This window comes from Flavobacterium sp. AC105, assembly GCF_979258495.1.
The window spans coordinates 625,338-646,538 of sequence record NZ_OZ409860.1; the positions used below are offsets into that span (position 1 = coordinate 625,338).

Here is a 21,201-nt window from a genome sequence, read left to right on the forward strand (position 1 = left end):
AAAAAACATCCTAAATATTTAGGATGTTTTTAACAATTTATATTGTGGTATTCTTATTTTGTCAAATCTACACCGTCAACTGTAGCCCATGCACCAGAATTTAAAGAAGCTCCTGTAGCTGTAGCGCTTGTAACGAAAGTTCCTGCTGGGAAAGCAACAACGATAGCGTCAGTAGCTCCAATTGGGTTGATGTTAGTTGTGTTTGAAATTTTAACGTTGATAAGTTTGATTTTAGATGTTTTTACTTGGTGATCGTTTGTCACACCATCTAAGATACTAACTGCACTACCTTTGAAAGTTGAGAAGTTACCATAACCATCGATGATGATGTTGCTGTATTCTCCGTTACCTTCTCTTTTGAATTGGAAAGCATCAACTTGATTGTCTCCAGTTTCAGGAACGTTACCAGTTGCTCTTTTTAAAGTAATGTTAGAAACTTTTGGTCCAAAAGCATTGTCATTTAAAGACGCTTCGATTTCCATTCCGTAGTTACCTTTACCAGTTTGGTAAGCATACCAGTTTGTATTTGTTTGACCTTGCCATCCATCTTGCCAGTCAAATGAATCATCATAGTTTCCGTAAGAAATAGCATTAGTTAAACTTACAGTTCCACCGAAGAATTCGTATCCGTCATCAGCACCTTTGTAAGATACTAAGTGGTCTAAAGTTGTTCCTGAACCTACTGAGTAAAAAGTAAAACCATTGTTTTCTTTTTCACCGTCAGCTAATTTAGATCCGGCATATTCTACTCTTGTGTAAACTAATGAACCACCATTGTGAGTTGGGTTAGTTCCACCGTAAGAAATTTTGTTACCATCTTCAGATGTAGAAGTAGTTCCACCACCAGCAACTTTTGCAGGAGCATCACCGTACATAATGATACCTCCCCAAGAACCTGGAAGTTTAGATTTTTCTGTAAATACTACTGGTTTGTCAGCAGTACCTTTTGTGATTAATTTTCCACCGTTTAAAACAACTAATGCGTTGTCTCCGGTAGCTTTGTCTATAGTAATTGTTGATCCGGCCTCAAAAGTTACAGTTACTCCTGATTTGATTTTTACAATTCCTTTTAAAGTATAGTTACCGTAAGCAAAAGTTTGATCTGCGGTAATTTCTCCTTTGATTTCGCCTGTTGCAGGTGGAGTAACAGGAGTTGGATCGTCACTACTTGAGCAAGAATTTAAAAATAAACCTGTAGCAAGTGCTAAAGCAAAAATTTTAGTTTTCATAGTTTTTGTGTGTTGTATTATTCGTTTTTATTTTTGTCAAAATTAGAACGGAAATCCTTGTAAGGTGTTATCTCAATATTACATTACAGTTATGAAAAAACAACTAAAATGTGAAGGGAATGTTAAGAGATTTTTGATTTACTGCTAAATAAAAAAAGCTCCAGATATCTGGAGCTTTCATTTTTATATAGTGCGAGTGATACTAAAAAGTGTATCCTAGTTTTAAAGAGAAACCAACACCTTTTTTATAGCTTTGAGCTAATAAAGACGGTTCATCAACTTTTATAGTTCCCTCGTTTCCGAATTCTAATTTTCTTGCTGGATTTAATAAGTTGTCTGCAGTAAATTTTACATCAAAATGCTCTGAAATTTTGCTTGACCAAACAAGATCCAATTGCGATACCGGTAACTCATAAGTATTATCCTGACCATTTGTTCCTACTGCATAAATTCTTTTTCCGAATACACCATAAACAAGTGACATCGTATTTGTCCAGTCTTTTCCTAAATTGAATTCATACTTTAAATCTGAGTTTACCAACCAGTTTGATGCTCCTTGTAAATCTCTTGAACCTTTGTGTGTTTCAATCGAAGGATTGTTTGTAACCACTCCATCTTCATCTATTGAGTTGTATCTTGGAGCTATGTTTACTTTGGTAGACATTAAAGTTGTGTTTAAACCGAATGAGAATGCTGAAAGGTTTTCACTAATTCTTTCTAATCCAAAAAGAAACTCAGCTTCAACTCCGTATAAATTTGCATTATCAGAATTTAAGAATGTTGTAACAGTTCCTGTAGTAGCATTAGAAACAAAAGTTCTTTCGATTGGGTTGTCAAGGTATTTTGCAAATACACCTACGGCAAACATTTCTTTTGCAGTTGGAAACAATTCATATTTTAAATCAGCATTATAGTTATCGCTGTTTTTTAATATTGAATTTCCTTGTACCGAAGTTCCGTCCGCATTTTGGTATGTTATCGGGAATGCTTCCATTATAACCGGTTTTGTGTATGTTTTACTTGCAGCGAAACGCAGATTAGATTTTTCATTCATTAAATATTTTACGTTCAAAGAAGGTAAAACATAAAAGTTGTTGTATTTAAGAGTTTGAAAAGGAACGTCAAAACTGTCTAATTTTCTATATTTTGTTTCTTTGGTAGTGCTTTCAACTCTTACACCTGCATTAACTTCGTATTTATCGCCAAACTTTAAAAGTAAATTACTGTATCCTGCATTTGCAGTCTCGTTAAGTTTAACTTTCCATGTTGAATTAGAACTTTCTTCGAAAGAAGTGTTATTAGCCTGAAGGTCAGTTACAACCTTGTCATTAATAGTGTTTGGGTCGTATGTAAAGTTACCTCCTCGGCTTGAAACAAATCGGTAAGAAGATTCCATTCCGGAAGTATTCCCGTTATAACCAACTGTTAATTTGTTTTGTTTTCCGTCTTTTCCAAATTTAAGGTTGTATTCAGCCATTGCTGATACGAATGAGTTTCCGTCTATTGTTAAATATTGACGTAAAAAATTGTTACCTCCATATGAAGTAAGAATGTCTCCGTTAGGTTGTGTAATTCCGGTAAAGAATTTTCTGTCAGGCTGTTCGAATTTAGTATCAGCATAAGAAACACCTGCTTTTAAAGTTTGGCTTTTATCTTCAGTCAAAGCATATTCACCTAATAATTGAAGGTTCAAATAGTCACTTTTGTCTAATTGATTCGTACGGATAAATGTGTTTTGAACAGCAGTACCGCCAGCCTGACCAAATTGATCTTTTATAGAGTTCAAAGTAGTTTTAATATAAAGTGTATTAAATGCTAATTTAAAACGGTTTGCGTTGTAGTTTAATCCTAATAATGCTGATGTAGTGGTTTTAAAACGGTAATCAGTTGTTACAAAATTATTAGTATATTTTGATCCTGAAGTTTGTAAATCTAAAGTTCGTTCAACACCTTCTCTTATTGCATAATTATTATCATAATTAATAGATAATAAATAAGCAAAAGAACGATCGTTGCTTAAATCAAATTTTTCAGAATGCAATAAATTTAAGCTTGAGTTTAAAGGGCTTTTGCTTTTGCTTACGTTAAATCCTTTATCACCACTTACAGAATTTAAAGCCTGATCGTTTGTATAAGGCGTTTTTGAAGCATTTGGACCTAAGAAGCCTGGTAACTCTCTGTCTTTTCCGTTAAATCCGAAAAAACCGGCAGCAGTATCTGCATCGCTTGAAAGTAAAAAGTCTTTAAAAGTGTTTCCGGTTGTATATCCAAAACCAAGGTTGATTTTAGTAACACTTTTAGTCGCTTTTGAAGTTTGAATATTAAAAGTTCCACCAGCAAAATCTCCGTAGATATTTGGGTTAAACGTTTTGTATACATCAATTACACCTACAATGTTTGTTGGAAACAAGTCTAAAGGAACAATTTTAGAAAACGGATTGTTTGATGGAGCAGCAAGTTCATTGATTAATAGGTTGTTGTAACGATCTTCAAGACCACGAACGAACAAACCTCTTGAACCAACTTTAGAAATTCCAGTTATTTTAGTCAAACCTTCTTCGACATCACTAACGCCTTTTCTGGACATTTCCTGTGCGCCAATACTTTGTTTGATAACAACAGCATTTTTTTGATCAAGTAAAAGTGCGGTTTCTTTTTCCTTGTTTGCTGTCGATTTTACAACTACATCTTTTAAAGTAAAACTTCCTGATGATAATACTTGGTTAACCGTAATAGTTTCGTTTGCGGTAACGGTTACTGGTTTTTCTACAGATTCATATCCTACGAAACTAAAAATAATAGTATAATTTCCCGGATTTACATTAATGGTATATTTTCCGTCAATGTCAGTGTTTGCGCTAATATTTGTACCTTTAAGTAAAACATTTGCAAAAGGTAAAACTTCATTGTTTGTTTCTTTGTCGGTTAAAACGCCAGAAATCGTACCTTTGTTTTGTGCGATCGAAATCGTACAGATAAATAATGCGATAAATAGAAATTTTAAATTGAATTTCATTTCAGTGTTGTGTTTAATTTATTTTTGTGCAAAGAAATACACGCATTGTAAAGTTCATGTTAGGTCGCTGTTATGTTTTTGTGTTGTCAAGATTATCAAATTGTTACCAAATTAAATTACGGTTAACTGCAATTTTTGACCGTTGTTTTATTAGTATATTTACCATCTCAAATGAAAATCATCGAATGTATAATAAAGAAAATTTGATGTAAGAATCTCAATTTTTGCTATTTATGAAAAAAACACAGACCAAGATTTTATTAGTTGACGATGAACCAGATATCTTAGAAATCGTTGGCTATAACCTTGCCCAGGAAGGCTATCAGATTGTAACAGCTTCTAACGGAAAAGAAGCCATAGCAAAAGCCCAGAAAGAATTGCCGGACTTGATTATTATGGATGTTATGATGGCCGAAATGGATGGAATGGAAGCTTGTGAACACATCAGAAAAATTCCTGAATTAAATAATGTTATCATAACATTTCTAACAGCGAGAAGTGAAGATTATTCGCAAGTAGCTGGTTTTGATGCTGGTGCTGATGATTACATCACAAAACCAATAAAACCAAAATTATTGGTCAGCAAAGTAAAGGCTTTGTTAAGAAGGTTAAAAGAACAAGAAGTCGTTAGCGACACCTTAAATGTTGGCGGAATCGAAATAAACCGCGAAGAATATAAGATTATAAAAGGCAATGTCGAAATTGCTTTGCCAAGAAAAGAATTCGAATTATTTTATCTGTTAGCTTCAAAACCGGGAAAAGTTTTTAAAAGAGACGAAATCCTTGATAAGGTTTGGGGAAATGAAGTTGTAGTAGGAGGAAGAACAATCGATGTTCACATCAGAAAATTACGTGAAAAAATAGGAGAAGACCTTTTTAAAACCATAAAAGGTGTCGGTTATAAATTTGAAGTTTAGTTTTTTTAAGATGCTAAGTTACTAAGAAGCTAAAGTTCTAAGTAATTTTGATTGAGATGTAAACTGATTCAAATTCATTACAACATTAAATAAAAATAAACCATATAAGAAGTTAAAGATCGTATGAGCTTTAATTTCTTATATGGTTTTTGAGTTAACTTTGTTTTGAGTTCAAATGTTAATTTAAGAAAAATTCATCAACTCAAAAGAGAACTTATTTTCTTAATCTCTTAATGGTTAAATACTATCAATGAAAATTAATTTTAAAAAAACATACAAATTTGCTGTAAAATCGGCATTATATATCAGCCTTTTCGGAACAGGATTTGTGCTCATGCTGATGAATTTATTCTATAAAAGTGAGTTACATCATCAAGTGGCATTTGGGATAATTTTCATTATATCAATTTATGTTTTCTCATTTCTGGTTTTGCAATATCGCGTAGAGCGCTTTATTTACAGGAGAGTTAAGAAAATCTACGATGAGGTTTCGTTATTAGAATCAACAACACTTATCAATCAGCCCATAACTACTGATATGGAAACGCTTTCACGCGAAGTGAAAAAGTTTGCCACAGATAAAAAACTCGAAATCGAAATGCTCGAAATTCGGGAACAATACCGAAGAGAGTTTTTAGGAAACGTTTCGCACGAACTTAAAACGCCTTTATTTACCGTTCAGGGTTATGTTTCGACTTTGCTGGATGGCGCTATGGACGATAAAACAATCCGCAAAAAATACCTGAAACGTGCCGAAAAAGGAGTAGAGCGACTGATTTATATCGTTGAAGATTTAGATATGATTACCAAACTCGAATCAGGCGATTTAGATTTGAATATGACTGATTTTAATATCGTCGAACTAATTCAGAATGTTTTTGATTTATTAGAAATGAAAGCTGATAAAAAGAAAATCAAATTAGCCTTTGAAAGTAAAAATGTACAGTCGGTTATTGTGCGCGGAGATCAGGATCGAATACAGCAAGTTCTCGAAAACCTGATTGTAAACTCCATTAAATATGGTAAAGATGGCGGTTTAACCGAAGTTGGAGTCGTAAACCTAACCAAGAAAAAAGTCTTAATCAGAATTAGCGATAACGGAGAAGGAGTTGAAAAACAAAACATTCCAAGGCTTTTTGAACGTTTTTACAGAGTTGATAAAAGCGGAACACGATCTGAAGGCGGTTCCGGTTTAGGATTAGCAATTGTAAAACATATTATTGAAGCACATAAAGAGAAGGTTTATGTAGAAAGTGAATTCGGAATTGGTTCTGAATTCTCTTTTACACTCGAAAAAGCGCATAAAGCCGTAAAAGCCGAAGTTAAATAATTGTAAGCTCATTTCTGCTAAACGCAGTAAAATAAGGCTTCTTAACGGTTATTAAACATTGGTTAGCATTCGGTAACAATAAATTTTTATTATAGTAACATCTTGTTAATGATTTCTTAACATAGGTGATACATCTTTGCACCTTGAATTTAAGGGAATTACAGAAAGAATGATAAAAAGAAAAATAGTAGCCGTTTTATTACTGATAAGCTGTGCAGCAAATGCGCAGGATATGAATAAACAAGATGTAAAAAATGAAGTAATTCGTATTTTAGATTCTATTAATAAAGCAAAACTTCCGGATACCAAATCTGGAGTTAGTGGAGAAGAACATTGGTACGATAAAATCTCTTTAAGAGGTTATGCGCAAATAAGATACAATGGTTTGTTCTCTACAAACGATAAGGTTTCTTGCGAACAATGTGATAAATCCTGGGGAACAACTTCTACAGCTCCGGACGCAAAAGCAAATAACGGACTTTTTATTCGTCGTGCACGTTTAGTGTTTTCTGGTCAGGTTCATCCAAATGTATTTTTCTATTTTCAGCCTGATTTTGCCAGTTCACCAAGTACCGGAATCCAGAATTTTGTTCAGATTCGTGACTTGTATTTCGATCTTTCTTTCGATAAGAAAAAAGAATATCGCGTTCGTGTCGGGCAAAGTAAAATTCCGTATGGTTTCGAAAACATGCAATCCAGCTCACAGCGTTTGGCTTTAGATCGTAATGATGCCATGAACAGTGCCATATTAAATGAACGTGATTTAGGAATATTCTTTTATTGGGCTCCAGCCGAAATCAGAGAACGTTTTGCCATGTTAGTAAAAGATGGTTATAAAGGTTCAGGCGATTTTGGAGTTTTTGCCTTTGGAGTGTATAACGGACAAATTGCTAATAAATTAGATGGTAACAGAGACTTGAACGTGGTTGCCAGAGTTACATATCCATTCGTTATAGGAAGTCAGATTATAGAACCCGGAATTCAGGCATACACGGGAAAATGGGCTTTTACAGGAGAAATTTCTCCGGGCGTTATCGTTAATGATCCGCAATATGTAAAAGACCAGAGAGTAGGAGCCACTTTTGTTTTGTATCCAAGACCTTTCGGAATCCAAACTGAATATAATATTGGTAAAGGCCCACGCTATAATACGTTGACAAATACCGTTGATGATACTGATTTAGACGGAGGATATGTTTTATTGAATTATAAACTGGATCTGAAAAAACAGCATATTTATCCTTTCGCTAAATTTCAATATTATAATGGAGGAAAAAAATACGAAAAAGACGCCAGAAGTTATGTCGTAAGAGATTACGAAGTTGGTGTAGAGTGGCAGCCTTTTAAAGCCTTCGAACTTACAGCAGAATACGTAATCGCAGACCGTACTTTTGAAGACAGTGCTTTATTAATTAACAGGCAGCAAGGAAATTTATTGAGATTGCAAGCTCAGTTTAATTTCTAAATTAAATAATTTAATTCGTGTTAGCTCACCCCGAATCTCACTAATTCGCCCGGATTAATTAGTGTAAATTCGTGAAATTTGTGGCAGAAGATTTTTTTTGTAAAAAGAATAAGCATTAGTGTACGTCTCTAATCTTCAAAAACGGTAAACAGAGAATCCCAGTCGATATCTTCGTTAAACTGAGTTAAACCTTTAAACGACTTTACTTTTGAAAGATCTTCAATGGTAAAGTCGTCTTGCATTGCATACGGAACCAAGTTTTCTTCCTGAAGTTTTATCGCCAGATATTCCTGTTCATATTGACCTGGAGTTGGGATAAAAAAAGCTTTTTTGCCCAGTTTTGCCAAATCCATTACAGTTGTATAACCAGAACGGCACAATACAAAATCACTTTCGTTAAAAGTTTGTTCCAGTTGTTTCGAGTTCATAAAGTTGTAATACGTAACATTTCCGGCTTCCCATTTGGTTTGTGTTTTCTCAACAATTCCCTGAACAAAAACAACTTTACCTTTAAAACCAGAAACTTCTTTTTGTAATTTCTCATCCAGATAAGTACGCTGAGGTTCCGGCCCGGATAAAATAATCATCAAATCATATAATTTTTGAGTTTCCTTTTTACGCATTCTGCTCAAAGGTCCAATGTATTTTATATTAAGATGATTTGTTTTAAGATGACCCAATTCACCCGTTAAATTTGTAGCATCATTAGTATCAGGAACCCAGCATTGCGTATATTTTTTTATAATATGCTGATGACATTTACTCGTAAACCAGGTTGTATTTCCAGTCATCACATTCAATTGATGCGTCATAAAAACCGAAGGGACTTTTCGGCTGAAAACACCCAATCTGTTATCCGAAATAATACCGTCAATTCCGTGTTTTTTTATCCAGCTGTTGACCATTTTTTTCTCATCTAAAATGGCAATAATCATTTTAGGCAGGTTTTTGATCAGTTTCCATTTGAAGTTCTTACCATTTTTAGCATATTCTATATGATAAGACGGAAGTTCCAGCGTTTGAATATATGGAAATTCTTTTCGTAACAACGCCAATGCAATGCCATCAGAAGCTATTATCGGAATATAATTGTTTTCTTGAAGCGCTTTAATTATAGGGATACATCTTGTCGCATGTCCTAATCCCCAGTTTAATGGAGCAACTAAAATTGTTTTGTTCGCAGAATAGTCAATGCTCATAGTTTTAAAGCTTTTTAAAAACGAAGATAAAGAAATATGGTTTCGGTGCTATTTAGAGCATATTACTAAATTATTAACTCTATATGCTGATTTACAAAGCGGTTTCAGTTAAAAAGAGTTTGTAAACATCAAAATTTAGAAAGCAAAGTTATTTCTATGTTAACTGAATATTCGTTTTGAGAAGATTTTTCATATAAAAAAAAGGAACTACTTAAAAAATAGCTCCTTTCGATTGTAACCGAAATTAGTATTAATCCTGGATATACGTTTTATTACCGTTTGAGTTTATGTAGTACTTACCACCTTTAGGTCCTGTATATACTTTTTTTCCGTTGTATTCTCCCGTAACTTTATCTGCTACTTTTGGTGCTTTTTCTGTAGTTTCTTTTACAGTTTTAGTAGTTGATTTTTTTGTTGCAGTTGCGTCTTTTTTTGATGTTTTAGCTGCGGCATCAGCTTTGCTTGCTGCTTTTGTTGCGTCAGATTTTGCGGCTTCGGCTTTATCAGCGCTTTTTTTTGCTTTGGCAGCTTCTTTATCTGCTGTTGTTTTTGCTGTTTTAGCAGATTCTTTTTTTGCTTTTGCCGTTTCTTTGTCCGCTGTTTTTGAAGCATCGACAGCTTTGTCTGCCGCTTTTTTAGATTTTGCAGCTTCCTTTTTTGCGTCGGCTTTTGCTTGATCAGCATCAGATTTTGCTTTTTTTGCAGAAGCTTCCGTTTTAGTTTTCGTTGTTTTTGCTGTTTCCTGAGCATAGAAATTAGAAGAGAAAACAACTAAAAAACAGAGTAATAATAATTTTTTCATGTGGTTAAGAGTTTAAAATTCAATTAAAATTAAACAATTTATAGTAATGTTTTTCGCAAAGCACTAAAAATATGCACGAAGCTGAACACTTCCTGTGTGAACCGTTGAACCCGTTTCGCTTTTGCGTCCCTGATAGTTTAAATTTACATCTAAAAACTGCGTTATATTCTTCTGTAAAAGCAATTTCCAGACTAGATTTTGTCCCGCCTGAAGTCCTTCCAACATTTGAAATCCGACAGATGAAAATTCATTTCCTGTAAATTTATTTTCATAAAAAGAAAACTCTCCGTTCAGGGTTATTTTTTTCTCACCGGCAAACGAAAAAGAAGTTCCAAGTCTGTTTTGAACCAAAGTTTCTAAATTTCCAATCTGGTTTTCTTTATTCTGAAATTCATAAAAGAAATCCAGACTCGTGTTTTTCGAAAATAAGTAACTGACTTTCGGTGCAATTTGATAGCCTTTTAAATCGTAGTTTTTTTCGACAAAATCTTCAGAAACTAAAGTCGTTTTAATTGTTTTGGTAAAGAAATTAAACAACCAGCTTTTTTGATATAAATGCGTATACTGCAATTGATGCGAACTGTTTTTGACATCTTGCGATCCAATCGAAAGTAAATTTTTGCCTTTATTAATAAGGTAAGAATAGGTTACAGAATTTTTTTGTTTGCCCCGGTTATAATACAAGCTGTTTCTAAAACTCGAATTTAATCCTAAAATATTTCCATCAGAAGAACTAAACGGATTCAACTCTAAACGTTCGCCATCGCTTTTTACTTTTCGATCCATAATAAACGAAGTCTGATTGTAAAAATAGGACAAGAGTTTTTTGAAACCTTTCTCGTTTTGCCATTGAATTGGGTTCAAAGCAACAGATTGCGAAAATTTATTCTGATTGGTTTTAATGTAAATCTGATTGGGTAAAAAGATCCTGATATATCTGGCCTGATCCGCAAATGCAGCAATTTCAAACTCTTCCAGTTCCTTGATTCCGTTGCCGTTATAATCATTCCAGGTATAAACGCCTTGTCCGGTTGGAACTTCAATATACGTAAATTCCTGTTGCGCAATAGTTCCGGAACTCGTTTCATAAGCCGTTCCTACTTGCATCAATTGATTAAAAAAGCGGTCATTATATAGGATTCTCGAATTTAAGGAAGGTTCATTTTTTCGGGCAACATCAGTAAAATCCAAATTTCGATAACTTGCATAAACCGCTAAATCTGTCTTTTTAGTCTGAATCAGTTTTGACTTTAAAAAATAAGTTTGCGAATTGTTTACATGCTGCAATAATCCGTTTTGCAAACTATCGTTGCGGCGCTGCAAATACCCAATTTCAACAAAAACTTTTGTGCTGTCGCCGCGGCCAATAAAAGCGCCATATTCTGAGAATCTTTGGCTTAAAGCCGAAAACTGATTCGTAATTTTATCTTTTTCCTGATTATCTTCGATTTGCATACTCGCGCCAATCCAGTTTTTGCCAAAATGATATTTAGTTCTCGTTTGGTTTCTGATAAATTTTGAAGTCGAATTTGTGGCGTCGCTGTTTAAGAAACTGCCTTGATTTTCGATCGTCCATTTATTCAGTTTAAAAAGTGCAGTCGTGGTATGACGCGCTCCCGAATAACTTTCGCTAAAATCTAATTTTTCAAATTGATACGTAAATAAGCCAATATTCGAAGTTTTCTTTTTGGCATACAAATCAAAATTTAAACCCGTAACCAAAAGACTTTGATTGCCTAAAAGTGTCGTATTTAAATTCCAATCCCGATTAAATTCAATATTATACAAACGTTCCACAGATCTAAAATCTTCCTGTACAAATTGATAATTGGCAAAAGCATCTAACGTCCAGTTTTTGGTAAAAAGACGTTTTTTGATATTGGTTTTTAAGGCAATTCCGGAATTATTACCGTCATCAATTGTAGAAAATAAATTTTTGTCATTATTACTTATTGCAACTTCAAAATCAACAAGCGTCTTTTCATCGGGATTATATTTTCCTAAAAAAGTAGCAACCTGAAGTTTTATTGGCGCCACCAACTGAACAATTGGCTCGTAATTTCCCTGCAGAATTCCGTTTACAGGAACAACATATTCGTAAATACGTTCTACCGAATTATTGTTCTGAATAATATAATTTCCGGCATTATTGCCCACAAGACTAAACTTCACATTGTATAAAACATTCGTGGCATCGGTTGAATATTCATAAACTTCAACGGAATTGATGAACGTTTTTTTGTATAAAATTTTGTTATCTGCATATGTATCTTCATAAGCAGACGGCGCTTTCATTAAATTAGGATCGTCTCCGGCCTGACTTAAAATCTGAACCTGTTCTGTAGAAAGATTTTGCTGCAAAGGCTGGTTTTTTAAATCACTTTCAGCATATAAATAGCCGCCAAAACTCCAGTTTTTACTTTCGTGTGTTGCACCGGCATAGGTCACAATTCGGTTGTAATTTCGATCCGAATATTGATATTCAATATTAATACGCATTTCTGACGTAATTGTAAAAAGCGACGTAAAAGTAATTTCACCCGCATTATAATCAATTACATAATCGTTGTTTTCGCCGCGTTTCAGCAAAACCCCATTTACATAAACGCGCTCAGAGCCTGAAATTACGAGAACATATAATTCGCCGTTTTGTCCTTTTAATTTATACGGCCCCTGATTTCCTTCCTGGCCCGTAAAAGTACTTTTCGCATATTGCCCTTTTGCAAAAGCAACCGATGCAAAAATGTTGGTTTTGCTTTCATCTGTTCCAAAATCAAAACTTGCCGAAAGTCCCTGAACTTTTTTATTGAAACTTAAAAATTGGGTTTTCCTGTTTTCCAGAAATACATCTCCCGCGCGAATGTTCCAGTCATCGCTGAAAAGTTCCATGAAAATATTATCAAACTGATCCAGTTTTTGAGAATATCCGCCATCCTGAAGCGGAATATTACTATCCTGAAGCGACGCCCGTAAACTAACTTTGTCGGATATTTTTCCGGTAATCTGAAGATCTAGATTTGAGTTTAAAACCGTATTCTGATTATTTCCAATCGTAACCCCGCGCGTGATACTTCCGGAAGTATTCAAGCCATCAAACGGAGTGACTTTTTTAGCATTGTCATTTTCAATTTTGTATAATTTTTCAGAACCAACATCATTTGTAACAACCTGATTTTCTTTATAAAGTCCGTATTCTTTGGTTATGAAATCTGGATATTTGAGATAATTTACAATTAAAGTATCTGATGTCGAATTGAATTTTTCTTTTAAAAGTAAAGTTCCTTTCTGAAAATCAATTTTATAAAACGAGGAATCAATCGCTTCATTTTTGGTATTTAAAAGCTGAAAAAAACTCGAATTAATGCTGAATTTTTCCAGATAAATGGTATCTCGTGTTGCAATTACTTTTTTTGTTTGGTACGCTGATTCCGTTTCCTGTGCCTGAAGCCCGGAATACCAGATGAAAACCGTCAAAAACAGTAATTTTTTCAACATAAATACTTTAACTCTAAAAAACCAAAAGTAGTATTTATAATTGGGAAATTATCAGGCTTTTATATCTTGAGAATGCGGGGAGATTTAGATCATTATTTCTAATTTTAATAAATGTAAATCAGTAAACGTCAATCTTTTTTTTAGCTTTGTTCAGATAAAAACAAACTTAAATTATGGATACAGGCAAAGAACTTTTATTCTTTTTTAGTGCTTTGGGAGTTTTTAACGGAATTATTTTGGGAATTTATTTTTTCTTCTTTACAAGGAAAAAATACCTGACCAATTATTTTCTGGGTGCGCTTTTATTTGCATTAAGCATACGAATTGGGAAATCTGTATTTGTATACTTTGATCCCGCTTTGCCAAAAATGTATTTGCAGTTTGGTCTTACGGCTTGTTTTTTTATTGGTCCTTGTTTGTATTATTTTCTAAAATCGGCGATTGAAGAAATCAATATTATGCCAAAATCCTGGAAACTCGCATTATTTTTCTGGGCTATACTTATAAGTGTTGTCGGATTTATATTTCCATACGAAGATTACCCAAAAATCTGGACTGTTTATTTCATAAGAATTATTTATTTTCAATGGTTTGTTTACCTTGTTTTTTCCGGTTTTGCAATCAAAAGCATATTGGCACAAATCATAAACAGAAAACACAAATCAACGCCGGCAGAAACATGGTTTGGAATGCTTTTTTTTGGGAATTTTCTCTTGTTTCTTTTTTATTTTCTGTCAATAATGGGCGCTCCGGGAGCAACTTATATAAGTGGGGCAGTTGTTTTTTCGTTCATTTTATATCTAATTATTTCAATTCTTTTGTACAGAAAAAAGACAGATGATTTGTTTCTATTGAATAATTCGAAATATTCAGGCAAGAAAATGGATTCGGCGGAAGCTGCAATTTTATCCAAAAAGCTGGAAAATATGATGACAGAGAAAAGTTTATATAAAAACCCAAATTTGAGTTTACAAGATTTGGCTCAGGAACTCAATATTTCGAGTCATCAATTATCTCAGTTTTTAAATACCAATCTGAACAAGAATTTTACCAGTTTTGTCAACGAATTCAGAATAAAAGAAGCCTGCAAAATCATTACAACAAATGATAAACTGACTTTAGAATCTGTAGGTTATGATGTTGGTTTTAATTCTAAATCAACTTTTTTCTCTGCCTTTAAAAAACATACCGGAACAACGCCGCTAAATTATCAGATTCAGGCTTTACAAGCGTAAAGCAAAGTATGAATTTATAAATTCGTACTCCTGATTTCTCTTTTGGTTACCTCATTTTGCGATTAACGATTGATTTTTGTCTTCATGAAAGTCAAATTTTAAATCGCCAAATCTTATGAAATTCCTCGTTTCTGTTTTCATTTATATCTATTGTCTGCTTTTTGCAATAACAGCAAAAGGACAGTCTAAACCAACAATTCCGGACAAAGTTGTACGCCAAAATAATGAATTAAATGAAGTTGTTATTAAAAGACAAACTCCATTATTAAAATATGGTGCAAACGGAACGATCGATGTTAATGTCGCAAATACGCTGCTTTCGACTAGTAGTTCTGTAAACGAATTATTAGGAAGGGTTCCTAACGTTGTCGTCGCCGAGGGACAAATTAGCGTAATCGGAAAAGGCGAAGCGATTATTTACCTGAATGGAATATTAATTAATTACGAACGTTTTGCCGCAATTCCGGTTTCACAGATTTTAAAGATTGAAGTAATCTCAAACCCGTCTTCAAAATACGATGCCGAAGGAAAAGCTGTTATCAATATTATTACCAAAAAAAATATTGAAAACGGCATAATGGGCGCGGCAAGTCAGCAGATAACAGTTTCTAAATTTGCCGGAACAAGCACAAATACACTTCTGGATTTTAATTATACAAAAGGAAAATTTTCGTTTATAACCAATTACGTATTGCAATTAGGCAAAGGCCGGGAATTATTGTACACGACAAGAACACGACCAAATTCTGATGAATATATGCGATCAGAATTGACTACAGATTGGAAAAGACAGTTTAATAATTATTCAAATTTTGGATTTGAATTGCAATATACTTTTTCGGAGAAGAATTATATCTCGTTTTCTTATAGCGCCAATATCGAAGATTTAGGCGGAGTTGTAGAAAGCCGAAATTCAATCACAAATAATACCGGAAACAGCTTTTATGCAACTGATATTGATAAAAATGATGTGTTGCTGAACCAGTTTGTTAATTTGAATTATAATTTTACAAATCTTGAAGGTTCTTCATTATTTATAGCAACGCAATACTCTAATTATAACGGAACTATAAAGGATTTTATTGATGAAAACAGTTTAGTTGATGAAATAAATTCCGAACGATTTCTAAAGAATAATGTAGCTAATGGTATAAATATAATTATGACACAAGCAGATTATTCTAAAAAAATTGATGAAAAGACAAAGCTGGAAACTGGAATTAAATTTAGTAATGCAACAATAAATTCAGGTACAGATTTCCTGATTTCGGATCAAAAAGAAACAGGTTTTGAGTTGGATGATAAACTTTCGAGTGATTTTAAATATGTGGAAAATAGTAGTGCGGCTTATTTTAATTATGGAAGTTCAGTAGGTGAGAAATTCAATTTTTCAGTTGGCATCCGAGGCGAATGGACTAATTATAATTTGTATACAAGTGCAAACGGAATTCAGAAATTCAAAAAGAATTACGGAAACTTTTTCCCGAATATATTATTGAACATAGATGTTTCTGATGATTGGAAAACACATTTTTCGTATGTTTCAAGAATAACCAGACCAAGATATCAGGCTTTAAATCCGTATGTTATTTATCAGGATCCGTTTACGACTATAGAAGGAAATCCTAATTTATTGCCCGAAAAAGTACATGCTTTCGAAATTGGGGCAATGTATAAAAAGTTTGATTTTAAAATTGGTTATACTTATAAAATAGATCCTATTGGCGGAGCAGCTTTAAGAGGTGAAACTCCAAATAGTTATATTTTAAGATCTTTGAATATAGAAAAAGAACATACTTATTTTGCGTCAGTTTCAAAATCATTTACGGTCAAATGGTGGAATTCGACCAATACAATAAGTATGAATTTAAGTAAAGCTGTAGATAATTTTTACGGATATGCTTTAGGTCCGGTCAAACCTCAAATATATTTGTATTCGAATAATACGATCACGATTCCGGATTTATTCAGGATTCAATTGCTTGCCTGGTATTTGGGCGATAAAAGTTATGGATTACGAACAGATAATAACCGGTCAACAGTAACTTTAGGAATCGAAAGAAACTTTTTTAAAGATGCTTTAAAACTCAATTTTACAGCAAATGATATCTTTCATGATTTTATGGTTTCCGGCAATTATAATGTGGGACAAACGGAGATTTATTACCATAGAACCTATACAACAAATTACTTCAAATTGATTGCAACGTATAGTTTTGGAAATTCGAAAAAGACAAATTATAAGAAATCTGAAATTGGAGACACGGAAAATAATCGGGCGAGATAATTTTACTTAAAAAAAAATAATTATTTATAAATTCTCAGTGATGGTTTATAGATCCAAAGTATATTTTCCATCCTTGTAATCGGTTATTATTTGTTTTGCATTGTAATAGTCTTCTTCTTTTACATTTAAAACTGCGGAAGCAGAACCTCCGGAAGAAACTGACCAAGGCTGAATACTCGACATATATTCATTACCAATAAAAACTGAAATATGATTATTTTCTAATAGATTTTTGATACTCATTATCTCTATATAAGAACCTCTAAGAACTTCTACCATAATTTTTTTATAATTAATAATTGATAGTATTTTCGTACACAAATATATAATATATAAAACTATTAAAACAAAAAGGCTTCACAATTAAGCGAAGCCTTTAAATATGTTTGAATTATAATTACCTTTTTTACAGCAGAATTAATTTAGTTCTTTAGTAACAATCTGCATGGTTTCTCTACTTACTTGTTTCAATAAAACGGCTTTGTTTTCTTCAACCGTTTGTGCGGCTTGTTCTGTAAAGTGACGAATGGTATATAAAGTTACATTCTCATTAAAATCTACTTTGAATTTTTTCGAAAGAATCGCATTCAATTCATTGAAATTTTCAAATTTATCTTCCACACAAACAGAAAAACTAATCGCAGAATTCTGGATTAAATTCACTTTTATTTTGAATTCGTGAAACAAAGCAAAAATTTCGCTGATGTTTTCTTCCATAATAAAAGAGAAATCAATAGAAGAAAGCGAAATTAAAAGCTGGTTTCTTTTTACAATAAAACAAGGATATTGCGGTTCAAGATCAACACCCTTAGAGACACAAGTTCCTTTTAATAAAGGGTTTATGAAAGATTTAACGTATAACGGAATCTCTTTTTCTGTAATGGCTGTAATGTTTTTGGGTGAATAACCGTTGCGCCGTAAAAAGCCAATTCGATAGCTTCACGATACGAAATTTGGTTTAGCAGACTGGCATTTTCAAAATAACGCGGATCGGCATTCATAACTCCCGGAACATCTTTCCAGATTGTAACACTTTCGGCATTTAGGCAATAAGCAAAAATTCCGGCCGTATAATCAGAACCTTCACGGCCTAAAGTTGTGGTAAAGTTATTTTCGTCAGCACCTAAAAATCCTTGCGTAATATTTAATATTTTTCTAGGCACATTTTTGCTGATAAGTTGTTGCGTCGTTTCCCAATCCACTTCTGCATCCCTGTAATTTGCATCTGTTTTTATGAAGTTACGAACATCCAGCCATTGCGTCTGAATCCCTTTATAATTCATAAAATGACTTAAAATGGTAGTCGAAATCAATTCTCCGAAACTTACAATCTGATCGTAAACAAAATTGTAATTTGGTGATTTATTATGTGCCAAAAAATATTCTAATTCAGAGAATTGTGCTTTTACAGCTGCAAAAACATCATGCTTTTCATCTTCAAATAAATCTAATAATATTTGATTGTGATATTTTTTTATTTCCTGTACAGATGAATTCAACTCTGCCGATTTATCAAAATAATTTTTGATCACAACCTCAAGAGCATTTGTGGTTTTTCCCATAGCCGAAACAACCAAAATCACATCTTCATAACCCACTTTTTGTAAAACGTCATATACGTTTTTTATTCCATCAGCATCTTTTACAGATGCACCACCAAATTTAAATACTCTCATTATTAATTTTAGATTTTTAATTTTTTCCGCCACGAATTCACGAATTATTTTTTTAATCTTTACGAATGAAAATTCGTGAATTCGTGGCAAACTTGACACAGATTTTAAAATCCTATAATCTGTAGCAAAATATTTTTATAATTTTTCTAAGAAAGAATTAATTCCCGTTTCATCCATTTGAACAACTTGCCAGTCTTCCAGAATTTTGGCGCCAGAATTTTCATAGAATTTTACAGCTGGCGTGTTCCAGGCCAGAACATTCCATTCGACTCTTCGTACATTATCTCTTTTTCCTTGTTGCATAATTTCTGCATAAAGCGCAGATCCTAAGCCGGTGCCGCGCATTTTTTCTTTTACAATTAAATCTTCAAGATGTATTGTTTTTCCTTTCCAGGTAGAATATCGGTAATAGTATAATGCGATTCCAACAATTTCCTTTTGCTGTTCTTCATTTTCAATTTCTGCTACAAAAACGTGAAACAATGGTTTATCACCAAATCCGTCACGTACTAAATCATCAACAGTTACAACAACGGCATCAGGTTCTTTTTCGAATATTGCCAACTCCTGTATTAATCCCAAAACCGATTTCATGTCTTCGGGATTTCCTTTTCTAATATTCATATTATATAAAAATTTATTTTCGGTCTTTATAGAATTGCTTTAAATGGTGCAAATTCATATATTCTTATTATTAATGAGTTATAAGCTAAAAAAGTATATTTTTTCTACGTTCTTTCATCTTTAGTTAGCAAATATACAATAGTAGCAAACTAACGAAATAATTTTTAAATCATTCTCACAAAAAAAACGATATTTGTGACTTAAAAATAAAACTACAACGATATAGTAATGGAAGAACGCAATAAAACACTAGGAGAGTTTATTATTGAGAATCAAAAAGCATTTCAGTATTCGTCGGGAGAGCTTTCCCGAATTATCAACTCTATACGTTTGGCGGCGAAAGTGGTCAACTATAAAGTAAACAAAGCCGGATTGGTGGATATTATTGGCGCTGCAGGCGAACAAAATGTTCAGGGAGAAGACCAGCAAAAATTAGATGTGTATGCAAACGAAGTATTTATCCAGACGTTAATAAACCGTGAGATTGTCTGTGGAATTGCTTCTGAAGAAAACGACGATTTTATTACTGTTCAGGGGAGCGACAACAGTCATAATAATAAGTACGTGATCTTAATGGATCCGCTTGACGGATCCTCTAATATTGATGTAAATGTTTCTGTAGGAACCATTTTTTCAGTTTTTAGAAGAATTACTCCAATAGGAACTCCTGTAACGAGCAAGGATTTTCTACAACCCGGGGTAAATCAGGTAGCAGCAGGATATGTAATTTATGGCACTTCGACGATGTTGGTGTATACGACCGGTTTTGGCGTAAATGGTTTCACGCTAAATCCTGCTATCGGAACATTTTATTTGTCACATCCTAATATGAAATTTCCGCTTGACGGAAATATATATTCGGTAAACGAAGGCAATTATGTTCATTTTCCGCAAGGCGTAAAAAATTATATTAAATATTGTCAAAGAGAAGAAGAAGACAGACCTTATACTTCAAGGTATATTGGAAGTCTGGTTTCTGATTTTCATCGAAATATGATCAAAGGCGGAATTTATCTGTATCCAACAAGTTCAAAAGCACCAAAAGGAAAATTACGTTTATTGTATGAATGTAACCCGATGGCGTTTATAGCAGAACAAGCCGGAGGAAAAGCAACAGATGGTTTTGGAAGAATTATGGAAATCCAGCCGACTGAATTGCACCAAAGAGTGCCTTTTTTCTGCGGAAGTTATAATATGGTAGAAAAAGCAGAACAGTTTATGGCGGAAGCTTTGTAGTATCGAGTTTTGAGTCTCAGTTTTCAGTTTACAGTCACAATCTCAGTCTGGGTCCTCAGTCTGGACTTGAAATAGCAAACCCGACAGGTTTTAAAAACCTGTCGGGTTTATCGCTTAATTTTAATTTTAGACTCAGTTCAAAAACTGTAAACCGTCGACCGAAAACTGTCACTGTGTATTGCGACTGAAAACTGAATACTATTTATGCATATGTTGCATTTCGTAAACAAAAGTATCTGCATCTACTTTTTTATCTACTAATGATAATGCTTTTGCAATGATATAATTTACGTTGCTTGGTGTAAAGCCCAAAGCAATTCCTAGTTTTCTTAACATCACTTCTTGTTGATCTTCAAGATGATGGTCAACATGCACCATTCTGGTTAAATCGTATAAACGCTCTAAACGCTGTACGTGTAAATAAGGTGGGTTGATAGGATATTTTAATGGATCGTTAAGAATTTCTTCATACTCAGTTTCTGAAATTTCTAAACGATCAGCTAATTTATCTAAGAAATTTTTCTCTTCAGGATGAACAATTCCATCGGCTAAAGCTACACGAACAATAGCTGAAAAGTGGCCTTTATTTCTTTGTTTGAATTCGCTATCAAATAAATCTGAAAATGACATAATTATAGTTTTTTTATGGTGCAAAGATAAATTTTATTTTAAATTATTAATTTTAAAGTT

14 protein-coding genes and 1 pseudogene are annotated in these 21,201 nt (G+C 33.3%); 6 read left to right on the forward strand and 9 right to left on the reverse strand.

Going from position 1 to position 21,201, the window contains the following annotated elements:
- Positions 1-53: 53 nt before the first annotated feature.
- Both ACZ0AH_RS02605 and ACZ0AH_RS02610 read right to left on the reverse strand, forming a co-directional pair.
- Complete coding sequence (locus ACZ0AH_RS02605) at positions 54-1,229, reverse strand: hypothetical protein (RefSeq protein ID WP_463474340.1); 1,176 nt, start codon at positions 1,227-1,229, stop codon at positions 54-56.
- Between the two features lie 202 nt (positions 1,230-1,431).
- Positions 1,432-4,245, reverse strand: coding sequence for a TonB-dependent receptor (locus tag ACZ0AH_RS02610; protein WP_463474341.1), 2,814 nt, complete (start codon positions 4,243-4,245; stop codon positions 1,432-1,434).
- A 233-nt stretch (positions 4,246-4,478) separates the two neighbouring features.
- Between ACZ0AH_RS02610 and ACZ0AH_RS02615 the strand changes: the two genes are divergently transcribed.
- The 3 genes from ACZ0AH_RS02615 (at position 4,479) to ACZ0AH_RS02625 (ending at position 7,957) form a co-directional block, all read left to right on the forward strand.
- Positions 4,479-5,162, forward strand: a complete 684-nt coding sequence (locus ACZ0AH_RS02615) for a response regulator transcription factor (RefSeq protein WP_041518469.1) — start codon at positions 4,479-4,481, stop codon at positions 5,160-5,162.
- Between the two features lie 250 nt (positions 5,163-5,412).
- Positions 5,413-6,492: a sensor histidine kinase gene (locus tag ACZ0AH_RS02620; RefSeq protein ID WP_463474342.1), complete on the forward strand. Its 1,080-nt coding sequence runs from the start codon at positions 5,413-5,415 to the stop codon at positions 6,490-6,492.
- Positions 6,493-6,661: 169 nt separating this feature from the next.
- Complete coding sequence (locus ACZ0AH_RS02625) at positions 6,662-7,957, forward strand: porin (RefSeq protein WP_463474343.1); 1,296 nt, start codon at positions 6,662-6,664, stop codon at positions 7,955-7,957.
- Positions 7,958-8,085: 128 nt separating this feature from the next.
- Here ACZ0AH_RS02625 and ACZ0AH_RS02630 read toward each other — a convergent pair whose 3' ends face one another.
- The 3 genes from ACZ0AH_RS02630 to ACZ0AH_RS02640 form a co-directional block, all read right to left on the reverse strand.
- Complete coding sequence (locus ACZ0AH_RS02630; protein ID WP_463474344.1) at positions 8,086-9,156, reverse strand: glycosyltransferase; 1,071 nt, start codon at positions 9,154-9,156, stop codon at positions 8,086-8,088.
- A 250-nt stretch (positions 9,157-9,406) separates the two neighbouring features.
- Positions 9,407-9,958 carry a hypothetical protein gene (locus ACZ0AH_RS02635; RefSeq protein ID WP_463474345.1) on the reverse strand — a complete coding sequence of 184 codons (552 nt, stop codon included), beginning with the start codon at positions 9,956-9,958 and terminating at the stop codon, positions 9,407-9,409.
- A 63-nt stretch (positions 9,959-10,021) separates the two neighbouring features.
- On the reverse strand, positions 10,022-13,453 hold the full coding sequence (locus ACZ0AH_RS02640) for a hypothetical protein (protein ID WP_463474346.1): 3,432 nt from the start codon (positions 13,451-13,453) through the stop codon (positions 10,022-10,024).
- A gap of 173 nt (positions 13,454-13,626) precedes the next feature.
- Here ACZ0AH_RS02640 and ACZ0AH_RS02645 point away from each other — a divergent pair, with 173 nt between their 5' ends.
- Entirely contained in the window at positions 13,627-14,688 is a 1,062-nt protein-coding gene (locus ACZ0AH_RS02645) for a helix-turn-helix domain-containing protein (protein ID WP_463474347.1), read from the forward strand.
- A 115-nt stretch (positions 14,689-14,803) separates the two neighbouring features.
- The gene (locus ACZ0AH_RS02650) at positions 14,804-16,975 is read left to right on the forward strand and encodes a TonB-dependent receptor domain-containing protein (protein ID WP_463474348.1); all 2,172 of its coding nucleotides are present in this window, start codon (positions 14,804-14,806) and stop codon (positions 16,973-16,975) included.
- A 45-nt stretch (positions 16,976-17,020) separates the two neighbouring features.
- On the opposite strand, the gene ACZ0AH_RS02655 is transcribed toward ACZ0AH_RS02650, so the two are convergent.
- The 3 genes and pseudogenes from ACZ0AH_RS02655 to ACZ0AH_RS02665 form a co-directional block, all read right to left on the reverse strand.
- On the reverse strand, positions 17,021-17,254 hold the full coding sequence (locus ACZ0AH_RS02655; protein ID WP_463474349.1) for a putative signal transducing protein: 234 nt from the start codon (positions 17,252-17,254) through the stop codon (positions 17,021-17,023).
- Positions 17,255-17,392: 138 nt separating this feature from the next.
- Positions 17,393-18,651, reverse strand: a pseudogene (locus ACZ0AH_RS02660) (aspartate kinase).
- Between the two features lie 135 nt (positions 18,652-18,786).
- Positions 18,787-19,275 carry a GNAT family N-acetyltransferase gene (locus tag ACZ0AH_RS02665; RefSeq protein WP_463474350.1) on the reverse strand — a complete coding sequence of 163 codons (489 nt, stop codon included), beginning with the start codon at positions 19,273-19,275 and terminating at the stop codon, positions 18,787-18,789.
- Between the two features lie 228 nt (positions 19,276-19,503).
- On the opposite strand from ACZ0AH_RS02665, the gene fbp reads away from it, so the two are divergent.
- The gene (fbp, locus tag ACZ0AH_RS02670) at positions 19,504-20,511 is read left to right on the forward strand and encodes a class 1 fructose-bisphosphatase (RefSeq protein ID WP_463474351.1); all 1,008 of its coding nucleotides are present in this window, start codon (positions 19,504-19,506) and stop codon (positions 20,509-20,511) included.
- Between the two features lie 198 nt (positions 20,512-20,709).
- Here fbp and ACZ0AH_RS02675 read toward each other — a convergent pair whose 3' ends face one another.
- A complete protein-coding gene (locus ACZ0AH_RS02675) occupies positions 20,710-21,141 on the reverse strand; it encodes a tellurite resistance TerB family protein (RefSeq protein ID WP_463474352.1) in 432 nt (143 codons plus the stop codon).
- Between the last annotated feature and the right edge of the window lie 60 nt (positions 21,142-21,201).

Excerpts from the sequence above, each read along its gene's own strand:
- ACZ0AH_RS02605 (WP_463474340.1), bottom strand. The coding sequence starts at position 1,229 with ATGAAAACTAAAATTTTTGCTTTAGCACTTGCTACAGGTTTATTTTTA.
- ACZ0AH_RS02610 (WP_463474341.1), bottom strand. The coding sequence starts at position 4,245 with ATGAAATTCAATTTAAAATTTCTATTTATCGCATTATTTATCTGTACG.
- ACZ0AH_RS02615 (WP_041518469.1), top strand. The coding sequence starts at position 4,479 with ATGAAAAAAACACAGACCAAGATTTTATTAGTTGACGATGAACCAGAT.
- ACZ0AH_RS02620 (WP_463474342.1), top strand. The coding sequence starts at position 5,413 with ATGAAAATTAATTTTAAAAAAACATACAAATTTGCTGTAAAATCGGCA.
- ACZ0AH_RS02625 (WP_463474343.1), top strand. The coding sequence starts at position 6,662 with ATGATAAAAAGAAAAATAGTAGCCGTTTTATTACTGATAAGCTGTGCA.
- ACZ0AH_RS02630 (WP_463474344.1), bottom strand. The coding sequence starts at position 9,156 with ATGAGCATTGACTATTCTGCGAACAAAACAATTTTAGTTGCTCCATTA.
- ACZ0AH_RS02635 (WP_463474345.1), bottom strand. The coding sequence starts at position 9,958 with ATGAAAAAATTATTATTACTCTGTTTTTTAGTTGTTTTCTCTTCTAAT.
- ACZ0AH_RS02640 (WP_463474346.1), bottom strand. The coding sequence starts at position 13,453 with ATGTTGAAAAAATTACTGTTTTTGACGGTTTTCATCTGGTATTCCGGG.
- ACZ0AH_RS02645 (WP_463474347.1), top strand. The coding sequence starts at position 13,627 with ATGGATACAGGCAAAGAACTTTTATTCTTTTTTAGTGCTTTGGGAGTT.
- ACZ0AH_RS02650 (WP_463474348.1), top strand. The coding sequence starts at position 14,804 with ATGAAATTCCTCGTTTCTGTTTTCATTTATATCTATTGTCTGCTTTTT.
- ACZ0AH_RS02655 (WP_463474349.1), bottom strand. The coding sequence starts at position 17,254 with ATGGTAGAAGTTCTTAGAGGTTCTTATATAGAGATAATGAGTATCAAA.
- ACZ0AH_RS02665 (WP_463474350.1), bottom strand. The coding sequence starts at position 19,275 with ATGAATATTAGAAAAGGAAATCCCGAAGACATGAAATCGGTTTTGGGA.
- fbp (WP_463474351.1), top strand. The coding sequence starts at position 19,504 with ATGGAAGAACGCAATAAAACACTAGGAGAGTTTATTATTGAGAATCAA.
- ACZ0AH_RS02675 (WP_463474352.1), bottom strand. The coding sequence starts at position 21,141 with ATGTCATTTTCAGATTTATTTGATAGCGAATTCAAACAAAGAAATAAA.